The sequence below is a fragment of the Kitasatospora sp. NBC_00458 genome (assembly GCF_036013975.1).
Classification (GTDB): Bacteria; Actinomycetota; Actinomycetes; order Streptomycetales; family Streptomycetaceae; genus Kitasatospora.
On the sequence record NZ_CP107904.1, the window covers coordinates 1,388,147 to 1,411,376 of the forward strand.

Here is a 23,230-nt window from a genome sequence, read left to right on the forward strand (position 1 = left end):
CGACCCGCCCCGACCCGCCGCGCCCGTCCCGACGAGGCACCCGGGCCGGGCCACCTGTTCGACCTCCCTGAACCGGCTCCACCGCCAGCCACGCGACCGTCGACAGACAGGAAGAGTGCTCACCCCATGGCCCTCCTGCGCATCCCCCTGAAACGAAGGCCCAGGCTCTCGCCGACCCTGCACGGGATCCTCAACCTCCTGCGCCTGCTGCCCCGGGTCAACCGGACCAAGGCGGTGCTGGGGGCGTTCGGCGTGCTGGTGGCCGCGGTGCTCCCGGTGGCGGTCGCCGTGGTGACGGGTCTGCTCATCGGCTCGATCGGCGCGACCCTCGACGCGGGCCTCTCCTCCCCCGCCGGGCACCACACCTTCGTCCTCCTGGCCGTCTCCGGCGGGCTGGTGCTGATCCAGCAGACCCTCGCCCCGCTGCTGACGGCGCTCGGCGAGACCCTCGGGCGCGAGGTCGACCGGGAGCTCCAGCAGCGCGTCATGGCGGCCGTCGGGCGGCCGGAGGGGACCGCCCACCTGACCGACCCGCACGTCCTGGACACCCTGCGGGTCGTCCGCGGCCTCGGGATGGCCGAGACCGACCGGCCGAGCCAGGCGGTGGCCGCCCTCGTGGTGGTGCTGCCGGCCTGGCTGCGCGCCGTGGCCGCGGCGGTCGCGCTGCTGGCCTTCCAGTGGTGGGTGGGCCTGATGTGGCTGGTGACCTGGCCGCTGGTCGTGCACTTCATGCAGCGCGAGTACTTCCGGGTCGGCCGGGTCGGCTTCGGCCGCAGCGCCCTGCTGCGCCAGGCCGAGTACCTGCGGGACCTCGTGCTCACCCGGCCCGCGGCCAAGGAGGTCCGGCTCTGGGGCCTGCTGGACTGGCTGGTCGAACGGTTCGCCCAGGCCTGGCAGCAGGCGACCGAGCCGGTCTGGCGCGAGCGCAGGCCGCGCCTGCGCGTGGTGCTCGGCGCCACCGGCACGATCGCGCTCGTCAACCTGCTCTCGTACGGCGTGCTGGCCTGGGCCGCGGTGCACCACCACATCGGCCTCGGCAGCGTCGCCGTCTTCACCCAGGCGCTGGCGCTGGCCAACAACTACACGGCGTTCGACGACAACAACGCCTACCTGTCGTTCGCGGGCGCCGCCGTCCCCCAGGTCCTGGGCCTGGACGAGCGGCTCTCCGGCCCCGCCGGCCCGGCGGAGCCGCGGCGCGCCGAGCTGCCCGCCGCGTTCCCCGCCGACCGGATCAGCTTCTCCGGCGTCCGGTTCCGCTACCCCGGCACGGAGCGGGAGGCGCTGCGCGGCGTCGACCTCGACATCGCCGCCGGCCGTTCGCTGGCCATCGTGGGCGACAACGGCGCCGGGAAGAGTTCGCTGGTCAAGCTGCTCTGCGGCCTGCACTCGCCGACCGGCGGGAGCATCCGGGTCGACGGGCAGGAGCTGACGGACCTGGACACCGCGGTGTGGCGCAGCCGGATCGGCGTGCTGTTCCAGGACTACGCCCGCTACCACCTGACGGCGGCGGAGAACGTCGGCATGGGCGCGCCGCAGTACGCCGGCGACCGGGACCGGCTGCGCGAGGCCGCGGACCGCGCGGGCGCGCTCGCCCTGATCGAGGGGCTCCCGAACGGCTGGGACACCGTGCTCTCGCCCGAGTACACCGGGGGCACCGACCTCTCCGGCGGGCAGTGGCAGCGGATCGCCCTGGCCCGGGCCATGTTCGCCGTCGACGCCGGCGCCCGCGTGCTGATCCTGGACGAGCCGACCGCGGCGCTCGACGTCCGGGCGGAGGCGGAGATCTACGAGCGCTTCCTCGAACTCACCGCCGGGCTGACCACGATCCTGATCTCGCACCGCTTCTCCACCGTCCGGTGCGCCGAGCGGATCATCGTCCTCGACGACGGCGTCGTGGCCGAGGACGGCACCCACGACGAGCTCCTGGCCCGGCGCGGCCGCTACGCGGCGATGTTCGACATCCAGGCGGCCCGCTTCACCGAAACCGACGTCGACGCCGACGCCGAAGCCGACAGCCAACCCGGAACCGACCCCGGCCCCGAAGCGGGCGGGGCGGCGGGCATCGAACTCCGGACCGCAGCGGAGGCGGGACATGCGTAAGTCATTCCAGGCGTTCCGGGAGCTGATGCGGATCGGGTTCGGCGCGGCCCCGTGGCACGCGGCGATGCAGTTCCTCACCGGCATCGTGTTCGAGATCTCGGTGCCGATCGGCGGCCTCGGCGCCAAGATGATCGTCGACGCGGCGGTCTCCGAGGACGTGCGGCTGGGCCTCGGCGCGGCCGTGATGCTCGGCATCACCGTCGCCGCCGCCCTCACCTCGGTCTTCTACTACGTGCACTGCCTCTTCACCGTCCAGGAGCGCGCCACGGCCGTCGCCAGCCGGCGGCTGATGCGGCTGATCGGCGGGGCGGAGGGCCTGACCCACTACGAGTACCCCGAGTACCTCGACCAGGTGCAGCGGATCAGGGAGCAGCAGTTCCAGCTGTCCGGCATGGTGAACGCGACGGCCGGGGTGCTGCGGGTCGGGGCGACGCTGACCGTCACCGCGATCCTGCTGGCGGGCGTGGACCCGCTGCTGCTCTGCCTCCCCGTGCTCACCGTGGTGTCGTTCTGGCTGGGCAAGCGGAGCCGCGACCTGACGGTGCGGGCGCAGGAGGCGACCAGCGAGCGCGAGCGGCTGCGGGCCCACCTGTTCGAGCTGGGCACCTCCACGAGCGCGGCGGGCGAGCTGCGCGTCTACGGCCTGACGGGCCTGCTGGGTTCGCGCCACCACCGGACGTCGGGCGCCGTCGTCGGCGAACGCAACCGGGCCAGCTGGAAGGGCGCCGGCCTGCAGTCGCTGGACGCGCTGATCTCCGCGGCCGGGTACATCGGCGCCATCTCGCTGGCCCTGGTGCTCGCGGTGCGCGGCCACGCCTCGGCCGGTGACGTCGTGCTGGTGCTCGGCCTGGCCGCCCAGCTGAGCGCCACCGTCGGCACGGCCGTGCGGTACGGCACCTACTTCCTGGTGGTGCTCCGGGTCGGCCAGCGCCTGGTCTGGCTGCAGGACTACGTGGCCGGTGAGCGGCGTTCGCCCGCCGAGCCCGCCCCGCTGCCGGCCACTCTGAGCCGCGGCATCGAGCTGCAGGACGTCGGCTTCGCCTACCCCGGTTCGGAGCAGGGCCGCGGCGTGCTCGACGGTGTCAGCCTGCGGCTGCCGCCGGGCGCGGTGGTCGCCGTGGTCGGGGACAACGGCGCGGGCAAGACGACGCTGATCAAGCTGCTCTGCGGCTTCTACCGGCCCGGCTCCGGGCGGATCCTGGTCGACGGCGTCGACCTGGCCGACTGCGACACCGCCGAGTGGCGGGAGAGGTGCGCCGCCGCGTTCCAGGACTACGCCAAGCTGGAGTTCCCCGTCCTGGAGACGGTCGGGGTCGGCGACCTGCCGCGGATCGAGGACCGGCGGGCCGTGGGCGCGGCACTGGAGCGGGCCGACGCCACGGGCGTCGTCGAGGGCCTGCCGCAGGGGCTGGACACCCGGCTCGGCACCCGCTGGGACGGCGGGGCCGAGCTGTCCGGCGGCCAGTGGCAGCGGCTGGCGCTGGGGCGCGGGCTGATGCGGACCGAACCGCTGATCGCCGTGTTCGACGAGCCGACCGCCGCACTGGACGCGCACACCGAGAACGCGCTGTTCGAACGCTTCGCCGCCGCCGCACGGGCCGGCCGGCAGCGCAGCACCGTCACCCTCCTGGTCTCCCACCGGTTCTCCACCGTGGGCATGGCCGACCTGATCATCGTGCTCGACGGCGGAAAGGTCAGGGAACAGGGCAGCCACCGGGAGCTGATGGACCGGGGCGGGCTCTACGCCGAGCTGTTCGAACTTCAATCCCGGGGGTACCGATGACACTCGAATACACCCACGAACGCACGCTGCTGGGCGGACCGCTCCCGGCGTGGGACTCCCGGCTGATCGCGGCGCTGCGGATCCAGCGCGGCTGGACCCAGGAGGAGCTCGCGGAGTACTCCGGCCTGAGCGTGCGCACCATCAGGAACCTCGAACTCGGCCGGGTGCAGAACCCGCGCCGTTCCTCGGTGGACCTGCTGGTGAACGCGCTCGGCGTGGCCGACGAGCAGCGGACGGGCACCGAGAGCCAGGACCACGCCGGGTGGCGGGGCCTGCCGGGGCCGAACCCGGCCCCGGTCGGCAGCCCGTCGGTGCAGCAGCAGCTCGCGAACACGGTCCGCACCAACCGGCTGACCACGTTCCTGGGCCCGGGCGGGGTCGGCAAGACCCGGATGGCGCTGAGCGTGGCCGCCCAGATCAGCCACTTCTTCCGGGACGGCGTGGAGGTCGTCGAACTCGGTGACATCGCGGCCGAGCGCGCCGGGGAGGAACGGACCGCCGAGGTCCTGTCCCGGGTGCGCCGGCAGCTGGGCCGGGGGCGCCCGACGGGCCGGGCCGGCGCCCCCGCCGCGGGCGGGGGCGGGGGCGGGGGCGCCGCGGCGGGGATCGAGGCGGGGATCGAGGCGGAGACCAGTGCGCTGCTCGTCCTGGACAACGCCGAGCACATCCCGGCGGGCGTCATGGCGGCCACCCGGGAGCTCCAGACCGCCTTCCCCGGCGTGCACATCCTGATCACGGCGCGCCGCCGGCTCACCGAACGGCTGGGCGCCAACCGGGAGATCCAGCCGCTCCCGCTGGAGCAGGCGCCCGGCGAGCCGCTCTCCGCGGCGCCCGCCGTGGAGCTGTTCCTGCGGCACGTCGGGACGGGCTCCCGGGCCGCCGCGGAGCTGGAGAAGGACCTCCCGCTGATCGCCGAGCTCTGCCGGCGGCTCGGCGGCCTGCCGCGCTACATCGAGTTCGCCGCCGAGTGCCTGCGGGCCGTCCCGATCCGCCTGATGCTGTCGTACGGGCCCACCCCGGAGATGCTCTGGTCCAACGACCACGCACTGCTGCGCCACCAGCGGTCGGTGACCGACTCCATCCGGTGGAGCATCGACCTGCTCAGCGACGACCACCGGGTCCTGCTGGAGCGGATCGCCGCCCTGCCCACCCGCCGGTTCGTCCTCGACGAGATCACCGCCGAGTACGACCGGCTGGGGCGCGGCACCTCGCCGAACCCGCTCACCCTCGTCTCGGACCTGCTGGACACCTCACTGCTGCTGCCCGAGCCGGTCCACCACTACCACTACCGGCTGGCCCCGTTCGTCGCCGAGGTGCTGCAGCGCGGCGGACGGGCCTGAACCCGGCCCCTGCCCGTCGTGCTCGTCATCGTGCTCGTCATCGTGCTCGTGCTCGTGTTCGGGCTCGGCCTGCCCGTCTCCCCCGGGCCGACCCGTCTCGCTCCCCGCCCTGCCCGCTCCGCCGCTCCCCGCCCCGCCCTTCCCGGCCGCCCTTCCCGGCCCGGCCGTCCATCCCGCACCCGCACCCGCGTCCGTGCCGCGCCCGCCTCCCTCCCGGGCCTGCCGCGGGGTGCGCCAATCCGCGAGCCCCCTCCGGGGGCCGAATGCTGCACCGGGGCCCGGTGGTTGCGGCGGTACGCCGCCGCAACCACCGGGCCCCGTCCGCTGCCGGCTCAGCCGAAGTCGGGCCAGTCGTCGAGGTTGTCGCCGTGCGCGTGGATCAGCGCGGAGACGGTGCGTTCGAGCCCGAAGGCCATGCAGGAGCTGTGCGCCGGGCCCTCCCCCGCGAAGTCGATCGCGAACCGCTCGCCCAGGTGCTCCTTGTGGCAGTTGGCGGAGGCGATCGCGGTCCCCGGGTCGGTCTCGTGGACCGGGGCGTGGAACTCGTACTTGAGGTTCTGCTGGAGCTGGCTGGAGCGCATGAACCGGTCGCCGGGGCCGAAGAACGGGTCGCTGGCGGCCTGGACGGACACCTTCAGGCCGAGCCGGGCGAACAGCGCCTCGCAGCGGGCGATCCAGGCGTCCCGCCACTCCCAGGCCTCGTCCTGGCCGGCGACCACGACGAACTCGCGCATCCGGAAGGCCCGGAAGCGGCCGTACTCACTGGTCGCCTCGTGCCGGTAGCAGTGGCCGACGGCGTCGAAGAAGCGCGCCTCCTCGATCGTGCCGTCCGCGATCTGCGGGTAGACGCTGTAGCAGACGGCCGGTGCCAGCACCACGTCGGTCTCCGCCCGCGCGGCGGGCGCCGGGGCGGCGGCCGGGCCCTCCGGTGCCCCGCCGACCTTCAGGGCGTGCACGGTGCCGAGCAGCTGCGGGAAGTTCTCGGCGTACTCGGCGCGGTCGATGTTCGCGCGCGGGACGACCGGCGGGTACCAGGCCGGGCCCGTCGACGCCGAGGGGTCGACGGCGGTCAGCTCCGCCTGGAGCCGGTTCAGCACCGACTCGAACTTCGCGGTCTGGCCGAGCAGTCCGGGGACCCCGGTGGGCAGCACCCAGCCGGCCTCGGTCAGCTGCTCCAGCCGGCCCGGTGCGCCGGGCTCGTGGCCGGCGGTCGTGGTTGCCATCGTGAGAGTCACGCTCCTCTGGGAATGCGCGGGATGCGGGGTGGTGTGCGGAATGCGGGGTGGTGTGCGCGGTGCAGGGTCTGTGCGGTGCGGGCTCTGCGCGGTGCAGGGTCTGCGCGGTGCAGGGTCTGCGCGGTGCAGGGTCCGCGCGGTGCCGGGTGGTGTCCCGGTGCGGGGAGTCCGGAGATCGGCGCGGGGAGTCCGGAGCGACACCGGGAGCCGGCGACCGCGGCCGCCCGCGGCGGGCCTACCAGCCGGCCTTCGCCGCGATCACCTCGTAGGCGCGGTCCAGGCCGGCCATCAGCTCGGGGATCTCGTTCACGTGGAGGGCGACGCCGAACGCCTTCTCCAGCTCGACGGTGAACTCGACGGCGAGCAGGGAGTCGACGCCCAGGTCGGCCTCGAAGGAGCCGGCCGCCTCGACCGCCTCGGGTGCCACGGAGAACACCGCGACGGCGACGTCACGGATCTGTGCGACGCGTTCGGCACGTCCGGTGCCGGTGCTCGTGCTCTTCATCGTTCCACTCTCGCTTCCGGGGGTCGGTGACTGCTGCCGGTCCTCGGGCCGTCCGCGCAGCTCGCGCAGGGTGGCCGGAAGGGTGCCGGCGACGGCCGAGCGCAACAGGGCCAGGTAGTCCTCGGCCAGCTGCCGGGCGGTGCGCTCGGTGAACAGGGAGGTGTTGTACTTGAGCTTCGCCTGCACGGTGGCGGCCCGCCGGGTCACCTGGAGGGTGAGCTCGAACTGGCCCTGCTGCTGCGGCAGGTAGTACTCCGCGGCGCGGAGCCCGGCGTGCTCGACGTACCGGCCCGGTTCCAGGGCGGCCGCGATCGGGTCCGCCTCGGCGAGCTCGTTGAGCACGAACAGGACCGGGACCAGCCCGGGCCGGCCGGGGTCGCGCGGCAGGTCGACGATCCGGGGCAGCAGCGCGAACGGGTGGTCGCGGTGCATCAGGCCCCGCCACAGCCCGGCGGCGGTGTCGCGCAGGACGGCGTCGAAGGAGGCGTCGGGGTCGATCCGGGCCCGTAGCGGGAGGGTGTTGACGAAGTACCCGATCGCCTCCCGCAGTTCCTCGCCGTGCCGCTGGGTGACCGGGTAGCCGAGCAGGAAGTCGGTCTGCCCGCCGAACCGGTAGAGGAGGACCTCGAAGACCGAGACCAGGAACGCGAACGCGGTCACGTTGCGCGCGGCCACCGCCTCGCCCAGCCCGGCCACCAGGTCGGGCGGCAGGACGAGTTCGGTCTCCGCGCCCTCGGCCCGGTAGACGGCGGGCCTCGGCCGGTCCGAGGGCAGCGCCGAGTGTCCTGCCACGCCGTCGAGCTCGCGCCGCCAGTACCGCTCGGCCCGGGCCGCCCGCGGCGACCCCAGGTAGCCGCGCTGGCGCCGCGCGAACTCCTCGAACGCGGCGCCGTCGTCCTGCCCGGTGTGTTCGCCGCCCGCCGCGAGGGCCGCGTAGTGCGAGAGGATCTCGCGGCAGACCAGCAGCTGGGAGACGTTGTCCGCGACGATGTGGTGGGCCCCGGTCAGCAGGACGTCCGGGCCGCCGCGGGGGCGCAGCAGCGCGGCCCGGACCGGCGGTTCGCGGTCGAGACGGAACGGACGGCGCGCCAGTTCCAGTGCGAAGTCCCGGAGTTCGTCCCCTTCGAGGTCGGTTTCGTGCACTTCCAGGAGGTGCCCCGCCCGTGCGGCGGCTCCCGGGTGGCGGCGGATCCGGCCGACGGCGTCGCTGCGGAACACCGAGTCGAGCAGGCGGTGGCCCGAGACCGTCGCCCGGACGGCCGACTCCAGGACGGCGGCGTCCACCGGGAAGTCCAGGCTCAGGGCTGCGGTGACGTTGTAGGCGGCGCTGTCGGGATCGAGATTCTGGATCAGCCAGAGCGCCTCCTGGCCGAGGGTCAGCTCTCCGCCGGCCGCGAGCGTGGAATTCCTCCGAATCATGACCCAAGTACGGCACGGTCCCGCGGTTTGCGACAAGGAATCGGAACGGCAACTTTCCTGCCTGTCGGAAGCTGCCGGGCAGTTGCCTGTCCCGCTGTCGGGGCGGCTCCTACGCTTTGACCGTGCTGCCCGTGCCGACCCTTTCACCGGGCCGACCGCAGCGGCGGGAAATGGGCGACTGGCGAATTCACCGACCGGCCTTGAATTATCCGATTGGGGGTTGACGAGCATTGATCTATGAAAACGCGTACGAGATGATCCAGGACAATGTCTTCCTGCATCTCGCCGGCGCCGCCGAGAACATCGATCTCCATCTGAAGATCGAGGGTCTCAATCCCGCCGGGTCGATCAAGCTGAAGACCGCGCTGAGCATGGTCGAGGACGCCGAACGGCGCGGGATCGTCCGCGCGGGGTGCAGCCTCATCGAGTCCTCCTCCGGCAGCCTCGGCATCGCGCTGGCGATGGTCTCCGCCGCCAAGGGGTACCGCTTCCTCTGCGTCACCGACCCCAACACCCCGGCGCTGAGCGTCGACATCATCCGGGCCCTCGGGTCCGAGGTGGTCGAGGTGAACCGGCCGGACGCCGGCGGCGGCTACCTGGGCGGCCGGATCGCCTACATCCACGAGCGGCTGGCGGCGGACCCGGGGCTCGTCTGGCTGAACCAGTACGCGAACCCGGCGAACTGGGCCGTCCACGACCGGTGCACGGCCGCGGCGATCACCGCCGAGATCCCGGACATCGACTACCTGTTCGTCGGCACCGGCACCTCCGGCACCCTGATGGGCTGCATCCAGCACTTCCGCCGGCACTCGCCCGGCACCCGGATCATCGCGGTGGACGCGGTCGGCTCCGTCAACTTCGACAGCGTCCCGGCGCCGCGCCACATCCCCGGGATCGGGGCGAGCCGGCGGCCGGAGATCTTCCGTCCGGAGCTCGTCGACGACGTGGTCCTGGTCTCCGAGGCGGAGACCGTCCGGACCTGCCGCTGGCTGGCCCGGCGGTACGGGCTGTTCGGCGGCGGTTCGACCGGCTCGGTGGTGCGGGCGGTGCTGCGGCGGGCCCCCGGGCTGCCGGAGGGCTCGCGCGTGGTGGCGATCTCGCCGGACCTCGGCGAACGCTACGCGCGCACCATCTACGACGACGCCTGGGTGACCGCCAAGTACGGTCCGGGCTGCCTCGACGACCCGGCGGACGACCTGTCCGAGCTGACGACGGTGAGGAACTGACCGATGTTCACCTTCCAGGTGATGGGCGGGAAGAGCATCCGCGCCATCATCGAGACGTCCCGACCGGAGATCTTCGCCCGGGTCCGGGAGACCTACCTGGCGCACCACCGCGGCGCGACGATCAACCCGAACAGCTACTTCCTGCGGTTCCCGGAGAAGCCCGACGCGCGGATCATCGCGCTCCCGGCGGCGCTGCGCGCCGACGGCGACGCGGACGGCGGGCCGGCCGGCGACGCGAACGGCGGCCCCGGGGACGGCACCGCCCGCACCGGCACCGCCCGCACCGGCGTGGCCGGCATCAAGTGGATCGGCAGCTTCCCCGGCAACGTCGCGCACAACGTCCCGCGCGCCTCGGCCGTCCTGCTGCTCAACGACCTGGAGACCGGCTACCCCTTCGCCTGCCTGGAGGCGGCGCAGATCAGCGCGGCCCGCACCGCGGCCTCCGCGGTGCTCGGGGCCGAGCAGCTGCACGGCTCCCGCACGGCGGGCCGGCTCGCGGTCGTCGGCGCGGGCGTCATCTCCCGCAACATCCTGGAGTTCTTCCACGCCCTCGGCTGGTCCTTCGACCGCGTCGCGGTCCACGACCGGGTCGAGGAGTACGCGCGGAAGTCGGCCGGCCACGCCGGGGCGCTCGGCTACCGGACCTCCGTGCACACCACCCTCGCCGGGGCGGTGGACGGCGCCGACGTGGTGGTCCTGGCGACGACCGCCGCCACCCCGTACATCGTGGAGCCGGGCGCCCTCGCCCCCGGCCAGACCGTGCTCAACATCTCGCTGCGCGACATCGGCCCGGAGCTGATCGCCGCCTCGCACAACGTCGTCGACGACGTCGGGCACTGCCTCAACGCGGGCACCTCGCCGCACCTGGCGGTGGAGAAGTTCGGGCACCGCGACTTCATCGACGGCACGATCGCCCAGCTCGTCCTCGGCGAGCTGCCGCTCGGCCCGGACAAGCCGCGGATCTTCTCGCCGTTCGGGCTGGGCGTGCTCGACCTCGCGGTCGGCCACGAGGTCCTGCGGATCGGCCGGGAGGACGGGCGGGTCCAGGACGTGCCGGACTTCTTCGCCGAGGTCGAACGATGGTGAACGACGGCGGCCGCACGGCCCGAACGGAGGCTGGACCATGACGAAGCACACCGCCAGGCACCTGATCTCGCTCGACGACCTGTCCGACGCGGACCTGCGGGCGGTCGTCGACCGCGGCGCGGAGTTCTCCCGCCGGGCGGCGTCCGGGGAGGGCACCGGGAACACCGCGCTCGCCGGCCGCGTCGTCGGCGTCTACTTCCGCAAGACCTCGACCCGCACCCGCACCGCGTTCTCGGCCGGCGCGCTGCGGCTCGGCGCCGGGCTGGTCACCTACGGCCCGGCCGACCTGCAGCTCAACACCGGGGAGACCACCGAGGACACCGGCCGGGTGATGTCGCGGATGCTGGACGTCCTGGTGGCCCGCACCGCCGGCGACCCCGCCGAGCTGCGCGCCTGGGCGGACCAGGGCCGGATGTCCGTCGTCAACGCGATGAGCGCCGACGAGCACCCGACCCAGGGACTGACCGACCTCACCACGCTCGCCGTGCGGTTCGGCGCGGTGGACGGCCTGAGCGTGCTGTACGTCGGCGAGGGGAACAACTCCGCCGCGGCGCTCGCCCTGGGGCTGAGCCGCCACCGGGGCGTCCGGCTGGAGCTGCGCACCCCGCCCGGCTACGGCCTGTCCGGCGCCGTGCTCGAACGCGCCCGGGAGCTGGCCGCCGGGCACGGCTCCACCGTGACCGAGCGGCACGACCTGGACGAGGTGCCCGCGGACTTCGACGCCGTCTACACGACGCGCTGGCAGACCACCGGGACCAGCAAGCCCGACCCGGACTGGCGGCGGGTGTTCGCGCCCTTCCAGGTGACGGCGGAGCTGCTGGCGCGCTCGCCCGGGGCGGTGTTCCTGCACGACCTCCCGGCCCACCGCGGCGAGGAGGTCACCGCCGAGGTGCTGGACGGGCCGGCGAGCATCGCCTTCGAGCAGGCCGAGAACAAGCTCCACAGCGCGATGGCCGTCCTGGAGTGGTGCCGTGACGCCGGCTGAGCCCCGCCCGACGGCACCGCAGCGGGGCGGCGGGCGGCCCTCCGGGGCTCCGGCGGCCGCTCCGCGGAAGGGAGGGCGGCATGCTCCGCCTGCGTAGGGTGACCCCCTTCATCCCGCCGCACAGCACCGCCGTCGCCGACCTGCGCGAGTCGCTGGCCGTCTCCGAGTCCGAGATCCGGCTGCTCACCCGGTTCCTGGGACTGGAGCGGATCGTCACCGCCGGGGGGCTGTCGACCCTCGACATGCTGCTGGCCGCCGGTCAGGAGGCGCTGGCCGGCGAGGACCGCTCGCTGGTCCGCCACCTGGTCCACGCCCACACCGTCCAGCACGTCGCCCCGCCCGCGCTGCGCTGGATGGACGTGCTGCGCGAGAAGCTCGGCCTCGACGGGGCGGGCGCGTTCTCGATGTCCCACCAGGGCTGCGTGATCTCCCTGGCCGCGCTGCCGGTCGTGGAGGCCCTGCTCGCGGCCGAGCCTGCCGGGAGCACCGCGCTGCTCCTGATCGGCGAGAAGGCGCTCTCCCCGGTGATGCAGCACATCCCCGGGACGTCCGTCCTCGGGGACGCCACCGCCGCCGTGCTGGCCGGGCTGGACGGTCCCGGGGACGCGGTGCTGAGCGTGGCGCACCGCACCCTCGGCGAGTTCCACCAGGCCGCGAACATGGACGAGGAGCTCCAGCGCCGCTACCGGGTGGCCTACGCGCCCACGCTGGCCGAGGTCATGGTGGAGGCGGTGCGGGCCGCCGGCCTCGGCCTCGACGACATCGACCTCGTCCTGCCGCACAACGTGAACCGGTACTCGTGGAGCACCACGGCGCGGATCCTGGACCTCCCGCTGGAGCGGATCTACCTGGAGAACGTCCCGAAGACCGGCCACTGCTTCTGCGCGGACCCCTTCATGAACCTCTCGACGGCGCGCGCCGAGAACGCGGTGCGCCCGGGCGAGACCGTGCTCATGGTCTCCGCCGGCCAGGGCGGGACCTTCGCCGCCGCGGTCGTCGGGACCGCAGCCAGAGAGGAGTGACATGACTGCCGCACACGACCCGGCACCGGCCGGCGGCTTCACCGCCCGGCTGAAGGACGCGCTGGTCGGGGATCCGACCGCCCGTTTCGTGTACCTGAACAACTTCGAGGTCGAACGCGTCTGGGGCCGCGGTGAGCCGAGGCTGCCCGGCACCGGCCTGTCGTTCTCCTCGGCGACGGTCAACCGGATCGAGGAGGTCGGCGTCCTGCTCGCCGACGAGCACGACGTGGTGGTGCTGAAGGAGGCCGTCGACCCCGGCTTCGCCTCCTACCTGGGCGCCCTGGGCGCCGCCGACGGCACCCACCTGACGGTGGACCTGAACCGGCCGGAGCGGTCGGTCACCGAGGACGCGCTGGACTCGCCGCGGCTGCTGGAGGCCCTGCGGGGACTCGCCGACGGCCGCACCTACCTGATGCCGCTGGGCATCTCCGAGGAGGAGGAGCGGCTGGCGCGCGCCGCGGGCCTGCCGCTGGCCGGGCCGGGCGCCGACCTCTGCAAGCACGTCAACGGCAAGATCTTCAGCCGCGAGCTGGTCGACGCCTCCGGGCTGACCGCCGTCCCCGGCTCCGTCTGCCGGACGGTGTCCGAGCTGGAGGAGGCGCTCGACACCCACCTCGTCGAGGCCGGCTCGCGGGTGGTGGTCAAGGAGTCGCTCGGCGTCTCCGGGCGCGGCATGGTCGTGCTCGACGAGCCGAGGCGGGCCGAGCAGCTGCTCCGGATGCTCGCCCGCCGGGCGGGGACGGACCGGCGGGTCTCGGTGGTCGTCGAGCGCTGGATCGAGAAGGAGGCCGACCTCAACTACCAGTTCGTCGTCGGCCGGGACGGCGGGGTCCGGTTCGAGACGGTGAAGACCGCACTGACCGAGAACGGCGTCCACCGCGGGCACCTGTTCCCGCCCGCGCTGCGGCCCGACCAGGTCGAGGAGCTGCGGACGGCCGCCGAGGTGATCGGCAAGGAGCTGGCGGCGGCCGGGTACTTCGGGCTGGCCGGTGTGGACGCGCTACTCGCCGCGGACGGCACGCTCTACCCCTGCCTGGAGATCAACGCCCGGTTCAACATGGCGACCTACCAGAACCGGATCGCCGAACGCCTCATCCGGGACGGACAGTTCGCGCTCGCCACCACCTTCGACCTGCAGCCGTCCCGGGTGCACGGATTCGACGAGGTGCGCGCCGCGCTCGGCGGGCTGCTACTCGACGGCACCGGCCACGACGGCGGCGGCCCGCGCGGCGTACTGATCAACAACTTCGCGACCCTGAACGCCACGGTCCTGGCCGGCGGCGGATCCTACGGCCGCCTCTACGCGGTCTGCGTCGGCGACGACGAGCAGGACGTGCGGCGGACGCGGGAGCGGGCGGAGACCCTGCTGAACGAAATGGTGGCCAAGCCGTGAGCGAGGAGCGTGCCGTGAGCGAGGAACGAACCGTGGGAGCGGAGCACACCGCGGGCGGGGACGCCGTCGGCGGGGGGATCGACTGGAGCGGCATCGCCGCCGAGCACGGCACCCCGACGTACGTCTACGACGGGGACTGGCTGGTCGCCAACCTCACCGCCCTGCGCGCGGCGCTGCACCCCTCGCTGGAGGTCTTCTTCTCGCTCAAGTCCAACCCCAACCGGGGCGTCTACGACGTCCTGCACTCGGCCGGCGCCCGCGCCGAGGTCTCCTCCCTCGCCGAACTGCGGCTGGTGCTGGAGTCCGGGACCGACCCGTTCGACGTGGTCTTCCTCGGCCCCGGCAAGAGCGAGCAGGAGATCGACGCCTGCGTCGCGGCCGGGATCTACGCGATCGTCTGCGAGTCCTTCGCCGAACTCGACCTGATCGACCGGGCGGCGCAGGTGCACGGCGTGCGCCAGCGGGTGCTGCTCCGCGTCAACCCGGCCTACGCCATCGCCGGTTCGCGGCTCACCATGGGCGGAAAGCCGCGCCAGTTCGGCATCGACGAGGCCGCGATCCTCGCCGCCGGCCCGGCGCTCGCCGAGTACCGGCACGCCGACGTGGCCGGCGTCCAAGTCTACCTGGGCACGCGCATCCTCGACGCCGAGGTCGTGGTCAAGAACACCACCTACATCCTGGACCTCGCCGAGCGGATCGCGCAGGCCACCGGGATCCGGCTGGACGCGGTGGACATCGGCGGCGGCCTGGGCGCGGCCTACTTCGAGGGCGAGCACGAACTCGACGCGGCGGCGCTGGCGAAGGACCTCAACCCGCTGCTGGACCGGTTCGCCTCGGCCCACCCGGACACCCGGCTGATCATGGAGTCCGGCCGGTACCTCACGGCGCTCGGCGGCACCTACCTGATGCGGGTGCGCTACACCAAGCAGTCCATGGGCGAGAACTTCGCGGTCGCGGACGGCGGCACCCACCACCACATGGCCGCCGTCGGCATCGGGTCGTTCGTCAAGCGGAACTTCCCGATCGGACTGCTCTCCCGCACGGCCGACCCGGCCGAGGAGACCGGGCCGTGGAACATCGCCGGCCCGCTGTGCACGCCGAACGACACCATCGCCAAGGCCGTGACCCTGCCCGGACTGCGGCCGGGCGACCTCGTCGGGGTGCTGAAGTCGGGCGCGTACGGGCCCTCGGCCTCGCCGGTGTACTTCCTCAGCCACGGCTACCCGGCCGAGGTCGTGGTGCTGCGCGGCCGCTCGTACCTGGTGCGCCGGCGGGACACCGTCGAGGACATCCTCACCAAGCAGGCGACCCACCCCGAACTGGGCCGGGCCGGCCGGATCGACTGACCCCGCGCACCGTGCCGCGCCGCAGTACGGCGCGGCACGAACCACCCGGCACGAACCGCACGACACCGAAGCACATCACGCACATCACGAAGGAGCTGAGACGATCTTGACCACCGACGGCATCACCACGACCGGTGCACTCCGGGAGGCCCTCGCCACGGTCCTGAAGAAGGACCTGCCCGAACTCACCCCGGAGACCCGGCTCTTCAGCGACCTCGCACTCGACTCCACCAGCGTGATCGAGCTGCTGATGGCCCTGGAGGACACCCTGGGCCTGCAGATCGACCCGGACGAGCTGACCCCGGAGGTCTTCGAGACGGTCGGCGCGCTGACCGAGTACATCGACGCGAACCTGTCCGCCGGGCACGAGCCGGCGCACTGACCGATGCCGGAGACGACGTGGGGCGGGCCGCGCACGGCCGCCCGCCCGGACGGCCCCGGGACGCTGCGGCTGAGCCGGCCGACCGCCCGGGCCTTCCCCGGGCGGCGGCCGGCCGGACTGGCCGGGACCGAGCTGAGGTTCATGACGGACTTCCTCGCCGCGTTCGGCGAGGAGCCCGACCACGAGCACTACGCCCGGGGCGGCGGCAACAGCTTCACCGACATGGCGCGGGAGCTGCTCGACGGCCTGGAGCACCCGCTGCCCCCGTTGGAGAAGCTCGTGCTCGCCTACCACCTGCCCGACCTGAGCGTCGTCGAGGTGGCCGGCTGCTACCTGGCCGAGCGGTGCCCGGGCGGTCCCGAGGTGTTCTCGGTGGCCGGGCAGGGCGTGGGGGCCCCGTTCACGGCCCTGCGGATCCTGAACGGCCTGCGCCTGACCGGTGGCCTGGCGGCGGGCGGCGTGCTCGCCCTGGACCAGTCCACCCTCCCCTACGACGACCCCGACACACGGCCGGGCGGCGACTTCGCGGTGCTGATCCACACGGGCGGCACCGGGGACGACGCGAGCGGCGGCCCGGCCGGGGACCGGACCGGCGTCGTGGAGCTCGACTTCGTGAGCGAGCGGAGCGTCGACCCGGACGCCGCCCTGCAGGGTCTCGCCCGGCGGCTGCCCGGGGCCAGGATCGTGGCCGGCCGGACGCTCGCCGACCGGCTCGACCCGGCGCTGCGTGCCGCGTACGACCTGGTCGAGGGACCGGCCGACCGGCGCTGCACCAGCGCCTGGGCGGCGCTCGCCGAGCACTGGACGCCGGAGCGGTACACCGTGGTCGCCGACTACGACCCGCACTCGGGCCGGCTGTTCGAGGCCGGACTGCGTCCGGGGGCCGCCTCGTGAACGGGACCCCGGACGACCTGTGGCACTACCGGGACCTCGGACGGGAGGGCGGTCTGGCCGCCGGCCTGGCCGCGGTGCTCGACGGCCTCGACCCGGCGGCCACCGCCCCGGGCGGCGTCGCCGTCCTGCCGGCCGACGGCGCCGGGGGCACCGGGGGCACCGAGGTGCTCCCCCACCCGTTCGCCGCCCTCGACGGACTCGCCCTGGTCCGCTTCGCGGCGGGCACCACCGGGCCGGGGCTGACCGGCCGGACCGCCGCCGCGCTGACCGCCGTACGGATCGGCGTGCTGTCCGGTCTGCTCGACGCGGCCGTGCAGCGGCTGTCGGCCCGGAGTTTCGGCGGCGTCCCGCTGATCGACCACCAGCTGGTCGGCGGGTCGCTGGCCGACGTGGTCACCGAGACCGAGCTCGCCTGGGCCGCGGCCGTCCGCGAGGCCGGGGCCGCCTCCCCGGCCCCGGCCGGGGCCGCCTGGGCCCGGCACGAGCGGCTGACCGAGGCCGGCTGGGCCGCCACCCGCCTGTTCGGCGCCGAGGGCTACCTGACCGACCATCCGGCGCGCAGCCTCCACCTGTCCGCCCTCACGGCGGACCTCTGGCTGGCCCGGCCGAACACCGCGGAAGGAGTCCGGTGACCGTGGTCGCACTCGACGAACGACTCAGGGCGCTGCGCGGCGCCGCCGCCGAGACGGCGGTCGAGCTGCGTGCGCACGCGCTGGCCCTCGACGCGGCCCCGCACGAGACCGGGCCCCACCTCAAGACCGACGCCTTCGACCTGATCCGCCGGTGCACCACCCCGGAGCGGTTCGGCGGCGACCCGCTGCGCGTGGGCCGTTTCCGCTTCTCCCCCGGCTCGTCCCTGGACACGCTCGTCTGGATGGTCGAACTCGCCCACGGCGACGCGGGGATGGTGCTGGCCGCCCCCGGTCCCAGCCTCACCGGGATCCTGGTCGACCAGCTCGGCGACGACGGGCAGCAGGAGTGGTTCCACCGCTCCGTGGCCGACGGCGCCACCTGGGCGTTCTTCGCGGTGACCGAACCGGGCCGGGGCAGCGACGCCGCGGGCCTGGAGACCGCGCTGGAGCGCGAGAGCCCCGGCCTGTACCGGCTGCACGGGACGAAGAAGTACATCGGCAACGGTGCCCGCGGCGCGGTCGGCGTGGTCTTCGCCCGGACCGGCAGCGGCCCGCTGTCCATCCGCGCCGCCCTGGTCGAGGCCGCCGACCCCGGCTTCGACGGGCGGGAGCTGCCGATGGTCGGCCTGCGCGGCGCGGCGCTCGGCGAGATCCGGCTCACCGGCGTCGCCGTGCCGGAGGAGCGCCTGCTGGCCCGGCACCTGCCGCCGACCCGGCGCGGCCTGTGGGGGGCGGTCCGCGTGTTCAACACGGTCCGGCCGCAGGTGGCCGCGCTCGCCGTCGGCACCGGGCTGGCCTGCCTGGACCTGGTGCGCGCCGAACGCCCGGGCGCACCGGGCCTCGACGCGGTCGAGGCCCGGCTGGAGGCCTGCCGCGACCTCGTCTACCGGGCCGGGGCCGCCCTGGACCGGGACCGGGACGACGGCCTGCTGCCCAGCACCGCCAAGATCGCCGCGGTGGCGGCGGCCCGCGAGGCCGCCCGCTGGGCGGTCCGCTCGCTCGGCCCGGCCGCCCTGGTCGACCACCCGCTGCTGGAGAAGTGGACCCGCGACGTGGGCGCCTTCGAGTTCATGGAGGGCACCACCGACATCCAGCGCCTGCACGTGGCGCGTTCGGTGGTCCGCGGCGGCGGCCGGACGGGCGGTCGGTCGTGAGAGTCGGCATCGACCTGCTGGAGATCGCCCGGTTCGCCCGGATCGCCGCCCACCCCGGCGGCCGGCGGATGGTGTTCTCCGCGACGGAACTCGCCCGCGCGGACGAGCTCGCCGCCCCGCGCCGCGAGGAGTACCTGGCCGGCCGGTTCTGCGCCAAGGAGGCCACCGCGAAGGCGCTCGGCCGCGGGCTCGGCCAGGGGCTCGGCTGGCGTGAGATCGAGGTGCTCTCCGACGCCCACGGCGCGCCGGAGGTCCGGCTCAGCGGAGGCGCCAGGAACGTCGCCGCGCAGGCCGGGATCGACCGGATCGACCTGTCGCTCAGCCACCAGGGCGGCCTGGTGGTCTGCGTGGCGATCGCCCTTGCTGCGGGCGGGACCGGCACCGCAGCGCACTGACGCGCACGGCGGGCCGGCCGCCCGGGCGGCCGGCCCGCCGTCCTGACCCCGAGGAATGGACCGATGGACCTCAGCCTCTTCTTCTTCGCCGACACCGCCACCGACGGGGACCGGTACCAGCTGCTGCTGGAGAGCGCCCGCTTCGCCGACGCCCACGGCTTCACCGCGGTGTGGACCCCCGAGCGGCACTTCCACCGTCTGGGCGGGCAGTTCCCCAACCCCTCGCTGACGGGCGCCGCCCTGGCCGCGGTGACCGAGCGGGTGGCGATCCGGGCCGGCAGCGTGGTCGCACCGCTGCACCACCCGGTCCGGATCGCGGAGGAGTGGTCCGTCGTCGACAACCTCTCCAACGGCCGGGCCGGGGTCTCCTTCGCGTCCGGCTGGCACGTCCGGGACTTCGTGTTCCAGCCGGAGAACTTCCAGGACCGCAAGAACATCATGGTCGAGACGGCCCGGACGGTGCAGCGGCTCTGGCGCGGCGAGGAGGTCGAGTTCGACGGGGCCGAGGGCGAGCGGCGCGCCGTCCGGCTGTTCCCCCGCCCGGTCCAGCCGGAGCTGCCGGTCTGGATCACGGCCGCCGGCTCCCCGCAGACCTTCCGGATCGCGGGGCGGCTGGGCGCGGGCGTGCTGACCCACCAGCTCGGCCAGGAGCACGACGCGCTGGAGCGCAACATCGCCACCTACCGGGAGGCGCTCGCCGAGGAGCACCACGGCACCGAGCGCGGGCACGTCGTGCTGATGCTGCACACCCTGCTCGGCGAGGACCGCGAGCGGGTGCGCGAGCTGGTCCGCGAGCCGCTCACCGACTTCCTGCGCAGCTCGATGGACCTCCAGTCCTCCGGTCCCGCCGCGCCGGGGCCGGACGGCTTCTCGGTGGACCGGATGTCCTCGCAGGACCGGGACTTCCTGATCTCCCGCTCCTTCGACCGCCTCTTCTCCACGGCGGGACTGTTCGGGACGGTCGACGACGGCGTGGAGGTGGTCCGCCGGCTCGCGGCGATGGGGGTGGACGAGATCGCGTGTCTCGTCGACTTCGGCGTGGACCGGCAGGAGGTCATGAAGTCGCTGCACCACCTGGACGCGCTGCGCGCCCGGATCGCCGGTCCGGGCGGCGCGGACGGCGCTCCCGGCACGGACGGCGCGGGCGGCGCTCCCGGCACTGCGGGCCCCGCCGGGAGCTGAGCCCGTCCGGTCGGGCGGCGTCCGCGGGCCCGCCGGGCGGCGCCGTGGCGAAGGGTCCTCCGCACGGCGCCGCCCGCGGGGTCCGTCAGGCGGCGTCGTCCGGGAACGCGTACGCCGCCACCTCGGCCAGCAGCTCCGCCCGCCGCTGCTCCGGCAGGAAGGCGGCGCGAAAGGAGTTGGCGGCCAGCAGCCGCAGGGTCTCCCGGCCGAGGTGGAGGGCGTCGTCCAGGGCCCGGAAGTTGTCGCCGACGTAGCCGCCGAAGTACGCGGGGTCGTCGGAGTTGACGGTGGCCAGCAGCCCGGCGTCGAGGATCGCCGGGAGGGGGTGGTCGGCGAGGGTGTCGACGCAGCGGAGGCGGACGTTGGAGAGCGGGCAGAGGGTGAGCGGGATCTGCTCGCGGACCAGGCGCTCGACCAGCTCCGGGTCCTCCAGGCAGCGCAGGCCGTGGTCGATCCGCTCGACGCCGAGGACGTCCAGGGCCTCGGTGATGTAGGCGGCCGGGCCCTCCTCGCCGGCGTGGGCGACCCGGTGCAGTCCGGCCTCGGCGGCGAGGCGGTAGACCTCGCGGAACTTGGCGGGCGGGTGGCCGACCTCGGCGGAGTCCAGCCCGATGCCGGTGATCCGGCCGCCGAACCAGGGGCGGGCGGCCTCGAAGGTCTCCAGGGCCGACTCGGCGGACTCGTCGCGCAGGAAGCACATGATCAGCCCGGTGCTGATGCCGTGCCGCTCGGCGCTGCGGTCCAGCGCCCGCCCGAGGCCGTCCACCACCACGGCGAGCGGGACGCCGCGGGCGGTGTGCGCCTGCGGGTCGAAGAAGATCTCCGCGTGCCGGACGCCCTGGGCGGCCGCCCGGGCCAGGTAGGCCTCGGCGAGGTCGGCGAAGTCCTCCTCGGTCCGCAGCACGGCCATCAGCGCGTAGTACAGGTCGAGGAAGGACTGCAGGTCGCTGAACGCGTAGGCACGGCGCAGTTCCGCGCTGTCCGCGTACGGCAGGGTGACACCGTTGCGGGCGGCGAGCGCGAAGGCGAGTTCGGGCTCCAGGGTGCCTTCGATGTGCAGGTGGAGTTCGGCCTTGGGGAGGGGCATCGGTGCCTGTCCGGAGATAGCGGTATGGATACGAAGGTTCATCCTACGATCTGCTCGCCCGGACCGGTCCGGCGGCAGGCCCGGCGGCGGGCCCGGCGGGAAGGTCGCGGACCGCCCGGATCGGCGAGGCGAGCAGGACGCCCCCGCTGAGCACCAGCAGCGAGGTCATGATCCACATCGTCTCCCGCAGCCCGAGCCCCGCACCGAGCGCGCCCCCCGCGAGCGCGCCGAGCGGGATGGTCGCGTGGTTGGCCACCTGCGAGGTCGCCACCACCCGGGAGAGCAGCACCGGCGGGGCGTAGGACTGCCGGAAGCCGCCGAACACCACATTGGCCGACACCACCCCGGCGACCATCACCGCCGAGCCGACCGCGTACGGCACCAGGCCCGCCCCCGGCCCGGCGAGCGGCAGCAGCAGGCCGAAGGGCGTGGCGGCCGACAGGACGAACCGCGTCCCGCGCGCCGTCCCGTACCGCCGGCCGACCGGACGCGCCAGCGCGGCGCCGAGCACCCCGCCGCACGCCCCGGCGGCCGCGAGCCAGCCGACCGCCGCCGGGGCCGCGCCCACCTCCCGGAGCAGGAACAGCACGGCGACCGCCTGGTAGCCGGCCAGCGCGAAGTTGGCCGCCGCCCCGTACCGGAGCAGCGCCCGCAGGTACGGGTCACGGCGGATGAACGCCAGGCCCTCCCGGACGTCGCCGCCCAGCGAGCCGCCCGACGCCCCGGCCCGCGATCCGCCCGACACCCCGTCCCGCCCGGCCCACCCGGCCCGCCGCTCCGGCTCCCGGCCGCGCCGGATCAGCGCCAGCAGCGCGGCGGCGGCCAGGAAGCTCGCCGCGTCGACGAGCAGCCCGGCGGCCGCGCCGAACACCTGGACGGTGAGCCCGGCCAGCCCCGGACCGGCCACCTGGGCCGCCGAGGCGCTGCCCTGCAGCTTGGCGTTGCCCTCGGTCAGCTCCTCCGGCCGGACCAGCTCCGGCAGGTAGGCCTGGTACGCGGCGCCGAAGAACACCGCCGCGGTGCCCGCGAGCAGGGCGACCACCAGCAGCTGGGCCAGGGTCAGCACCCCCAGCCACGCGGCCGCCGGCACGGACGCGTACAGCAGCGCCGAGACCAGGTCGCACCGGACCAGCACCGCCCGCCGGGACCACCGGCCGACCCAGACCCCGGCCGGCAGCCCGAACAGCAGCCAGGGCAGCCAGACGGCCGCGCTCAGCAGGCCGGCCGCGGCCGGTCCGGCGTCCAGCGTGACCACCGCGACCAGCGGGAGCGCGACCGCGGTGACGGCGGAACCGAGCCGGCTGACGCCCTCCCCGGCCCAGAGCAGCCGGAAGTCACGCCGCGCGAGCAGTCCCCACCGCGAGCCGGGCGGCACCGCGGCCGCGGCGGCCCCCGCGGCCCGAGCCTCCGGCGCCGCCGTCACGGCCGGGCCGGGACGCTGTGGGCGAAGGCGAAGACGGACTCCCTGACCCGCCCGTCCTCCGGTACCGGCCGGGCGGCCCACTTCTCCAGGACCCCCACCAGGTCGGCCGCCAGCTCGCGGGCCTCCTCCGGGGTGAGCCGCAGCCAGGTGTCCGTGGCGACCGCGCAGCCCTCCCGCCACTCCGCCGGGTAGTCCGGCCGGGCGGTGAGCCAGCCGCGGACCAGCGCCGCCTGGCGTTCCAGCTGGAGCGAGCCGGCCGCGTCGGCGACCGCCGCGTCCACCGGGTCGGACTCGAAGTCGGCGCGGCTCCACCGCGGGGTGCCGGAGCCGGGCCGCCACCACCGCTCGCGGCGGTCGCGGGCCAGCTCGGGGGCCTCCTCGACCAGGTCGGCGCCGGCCAGCACCTTGAGGTGGTGGCTGATGCTGCCGACGGCCTGGCCGGTGCGCTCGGCCAGCAGGCCGACGGTGGCGGGGCCGTCCACCGCGAGGACGTCGAGCAGGCGGCGGCGGACGGGGTGGGTGAGGGCGGCGAGGACGCGGGAGTCGGAGATCTGCCGGACCTCGCCGCGTGCGGCACCGGTCGGGGCGTCTGGTTGCTCGGTCATGCCGCGAGGATATCCACAAGAGCTCTTGTGCAACAG

Annotated in this window: 20 protein-coding genes; 15 read left to right on the plus strand and 5 right to left on the minus strand. The window is 74.5% G+C overall.

Translation table 11 applies throughout. The features are described 5' to 3' along the window. Positions 1-126: 126 nt before the first annotated feature. Genes OG550_RS04730 through OG550_RS04740 form a run of 3 tightly spaced genes read left to right on the plus strand, consistent with a single transcriptional unit; the run spans position 127 to position 5,223 of the window. Positions 127-2,100: an ABC transporter ATP-binding protein gene (locus OG550_RS04730; RefSeq protein WP_327674836.1), complete on the plus strand. Its 1,974-nt coding sequence runs from the start codon at positions 127-129 to the stop codon at positions 2,098-2,100. Beyond that, positions 2,093-3,883, plus strand: coding sequence for an ABC transporter ATP-binding protein (locus OG550_RS04735; protein ID WP_327674838.1), 1,791 nt, complete (start codon positions 2,093-2,095; stop codon positions 3,881-3,883). The genes OG550_RS04730 and OG550_RS04735 overlap by 8 nt, the downstream gene beginning before the upstream one ends. After that, positions 3,880-5,223 (plus strand): helix-turn-helix domain-containing protein, encoded by a 1,344-nt coding sequence (locus tag OG550_RS04740; RefSeq protein ID WP_327674840.1) that lies wholly within the window; start codon positions 3,880-3,882, stop codon positions 5,221-5,223. Before OG550_RS04735 ends, OG550_RS04740 begins: the two co-directional genes overlap by 4 nt. A gap of 332 nt (positions 5,224-5,555) precedes the next feature. Here OG550_RS04740 and OG550_RS04745 read toward each other — a convergent pair whose 3' ends face one another. Both OG550_RS04745 and OG550_RS04750 read right to left on the minus strand, forming a co-directional pair. Then, complete coding sequence (locus OG550_RS04745; RefSeq protein ID WP_327674843.1) at positions 5,556-6,446, minus strand: aminoacyl--tRNA ligase-related protein; 891 nt, start codon at positions 6,444-6,446, stop codon at positions 5,556-5,558. A gap of 247 nt (positions 6,447-6,693) precedes the next feature. Then, positions 6,694-8,382 (minus strand): condensation domain-containing protein, encoded by a 1,689-nt coding sequence (locus OG550_RS04750; protein ID WP_327674845.1) that lies wholly within the window; start codon positions 8,380-8,382, stop codon positions 6,694-6,696. Between the two features lie 254 nt (positions 8,383-8,636). On the opposite strand from OG550_RS04750, the gene sbnA reads away from it, so the two are divergent. The 12 genes from sbnA to OG550_RS04810 all read left to right on the plus strand — a co-directional run bounded on the left by sbnA (position 8,637) and on the right by OG550_RS04810 (position 20,079). Then, positions 8,637-9,608: a 2,3-diaminopropionate biosynthesis protein SbnA gene (gene sbnA, locus OG550_RS04755; RefSeq protein ID WP_327674846.1), complete on the plus strand. Its 972-nt coding sequence runs from the start codon at positions 8,637-8,639 to the stop codon at positions 9,606-9,608. A 3-nt stretch (positions 9,609-9,611) separates the two neighbouring features. Beyond that, entirely contained in the window at positions 9,612-10,694 is a 1,083-nt protein-coding gene (locus OG550_RS04760; protein WP_327674848.1) for a 2,3-diaminopropionate biosynthesis protein SbnB, read from the plus strand. 37 nt (positions 10,695-10,731) lie between these two features. Continuing rightward, complete coding sequence (locus tag OG550_RS04765) at positions 10,732-11,679, plus strand: ornithine carbamoyltransferase (RefSeq protein ID WP_327674850.1); 948 nt, start codon at positions 10,732-10,734, stop codon at positions 11,677-11,679. An 80-nt stretch (positions 11,680-11,759) separates the two neighbouring features. Continuing rightward, the gene (locus tag OG550_RS04770) at positions 11,760-12,701 is read left to right on the plus strand and encodes a ketoacyl-ACP synthase III family protein (protein WP_327674852.1); all 942 of its coding nucleotides are present in this window, start codon (positions 11,760-11,762) and stop codon (positions 12,699-12,701) included. Position 12,702: 1 nt separating this feature from the next. Next, positions 12,703-14,094 (plus strand): ATP-grasp domain-containing protein, encoded by a 1,392-nt coding sequence (locus OG550_RS04775; protein ID WP_327674854.1) that lies wholly within the window; start codon positions 12,703-12,705, stop codon positions 14,092-14,094. A 14-nt stretch (positions 14,095-14,108) separates the two neighbouring features. Further along, positions 14,109-15,440: a type III PLP-dependent enzyme gene (locus OG550_RS04780; RefSeq protein ID WP_327674856.1), complete on the plus strand. Its 1,332-nt coding sequence runs from the start codon at positions 14,109-14,111 to the stop codon at positions 15,438-15,440. 106 nt (positions 15,441-15,546) lie between these two features. Beyond that, complete coding sequence (locus tag OG550_RS04785; RefSeq protein ID WP_327674858.1) at positions 15,547-15,822, plus strand: acyl carrier protein; 276 nt, start codon at positions 15,547-15,549, stop codon at positions 15,820-15,822. Positions 15,823-15,825: 3 nt separating this feature from the next. Then, a complete protein-coding gene (locus tag OG550_RS04790) occupies positions 15,826-16,716 on the plus strand; it encodes a hypothetical protein (RefSeq protein WP_327674860.1) in 891 nt (296 codons plus the stop codon). Continuing rightward, complete coding sequence (locus OG550_RS04795; protein ID WP_327674862.1) at positions 16,713-17,348, plus strand: acyl-CoA dehydrogenase family protein; 636 nt, start codon at positions 16,713-16,715, stop codon at positions 17,346-17,348. The genes OG550_RS04790 and OG550_RS04795 overlap by 4 nt, the downstream gene beginning before the upstream one ends. Beyond that, positions 17,345-18,502: an acyl-CoA dehydrogenase family protein gene (locus OG550_RS04800; RefSeq protein WP_327674864.1), complete on the plus strand. Its 1,158-nt coding sequence runs from the start codon at positions 17,345-17,347 to the stop codon at positions 18,500-18,502. Before OG550_RS04795 ends, OG550_RS04800 begins: the two co-directional genes overlap by 4 nt. Then, positions 18,499-18,897 (plus strand): holo-ACP synthase, encoded by a 399-nt coding sequence (gene acpS, locus OG550_RS04805; RefSeq protein WP_327674866.1) that lies wholly within the window; start codon positions 18,499-18,501, stop codon positions 18,895-18,897. The genes OG550_RS04800 and acpS overlap by 4 nt, the downstream gene beginning before the upstream one ends. 63 nt (positions 18,898-18,960) lie before the next feature. Continuing rightward, on the plus strand, positions 18,961-20,079 hold the full coding sequence (locus OG550_RS04810; RefSeq protein ID WP_327674868.1) for a MupA/Atu3671 family FMN-dependent luciferase-like monooxygenase: 1,119 nt from the start codon (positions 18,961-18,963) through the stop codon (positions 20,077-20,079). Positions 20,080-20,164: 85 nt separating this feature from the next. On the opposite strand, the gene OG550_RS04815 is transcribed toward OG550_RS04810, so the two are convergent. Genes OG550_RS04815 through OG550_RS04825 form a run of 3 tightly spaced genes read right to left on the minus strand, consistent with a single transcriptional unit; the run spans position 20,165 to position 23,194 of the window. Further along, the gene (locus OG550_RS04815; RefSeq protein WP_327674870.1) at positions 20,165-21,166 is read right to left on the minus strand and encodes an adenosine deaminase; all 1,002 of its coding nucleotides are present in this window, start codon (positions 21,164-21,166) and stop codon (positions 20,165-20,167) included. Positions 21,167-21,209: 43 nt separating this feature from the next. Then, positions 21,210-22,589 carry an MFS transporter gene (locus OG550_RS04820; protein WP_327674872.1) on the minus strand — a complete coding sequence of 460 codons (1,380 nt, stop codon included), beginning with the start codon at positions 22,587-22,589 and terminating at the stop codon, positions 21,210-21,212. After that, the gene (locus OG550_RS04825) at positions 22,586-23,194 is read right to left on the minus strand and encodes an ArsR/SmtB family transcription factor (protein WP_327674874.1); all 609 of its coding nucleotides are present in this window, start codon (positions 23,192-23,194) and stop codon (positions 22,586-22,588) included. The genes OG550_RS04820 and OG550_RS04825 overlap by 4 nt, the downstream gene beginning before the upstream one ends. Positions 23,195-23,230 lie beyond the last annotated feature (36 nt).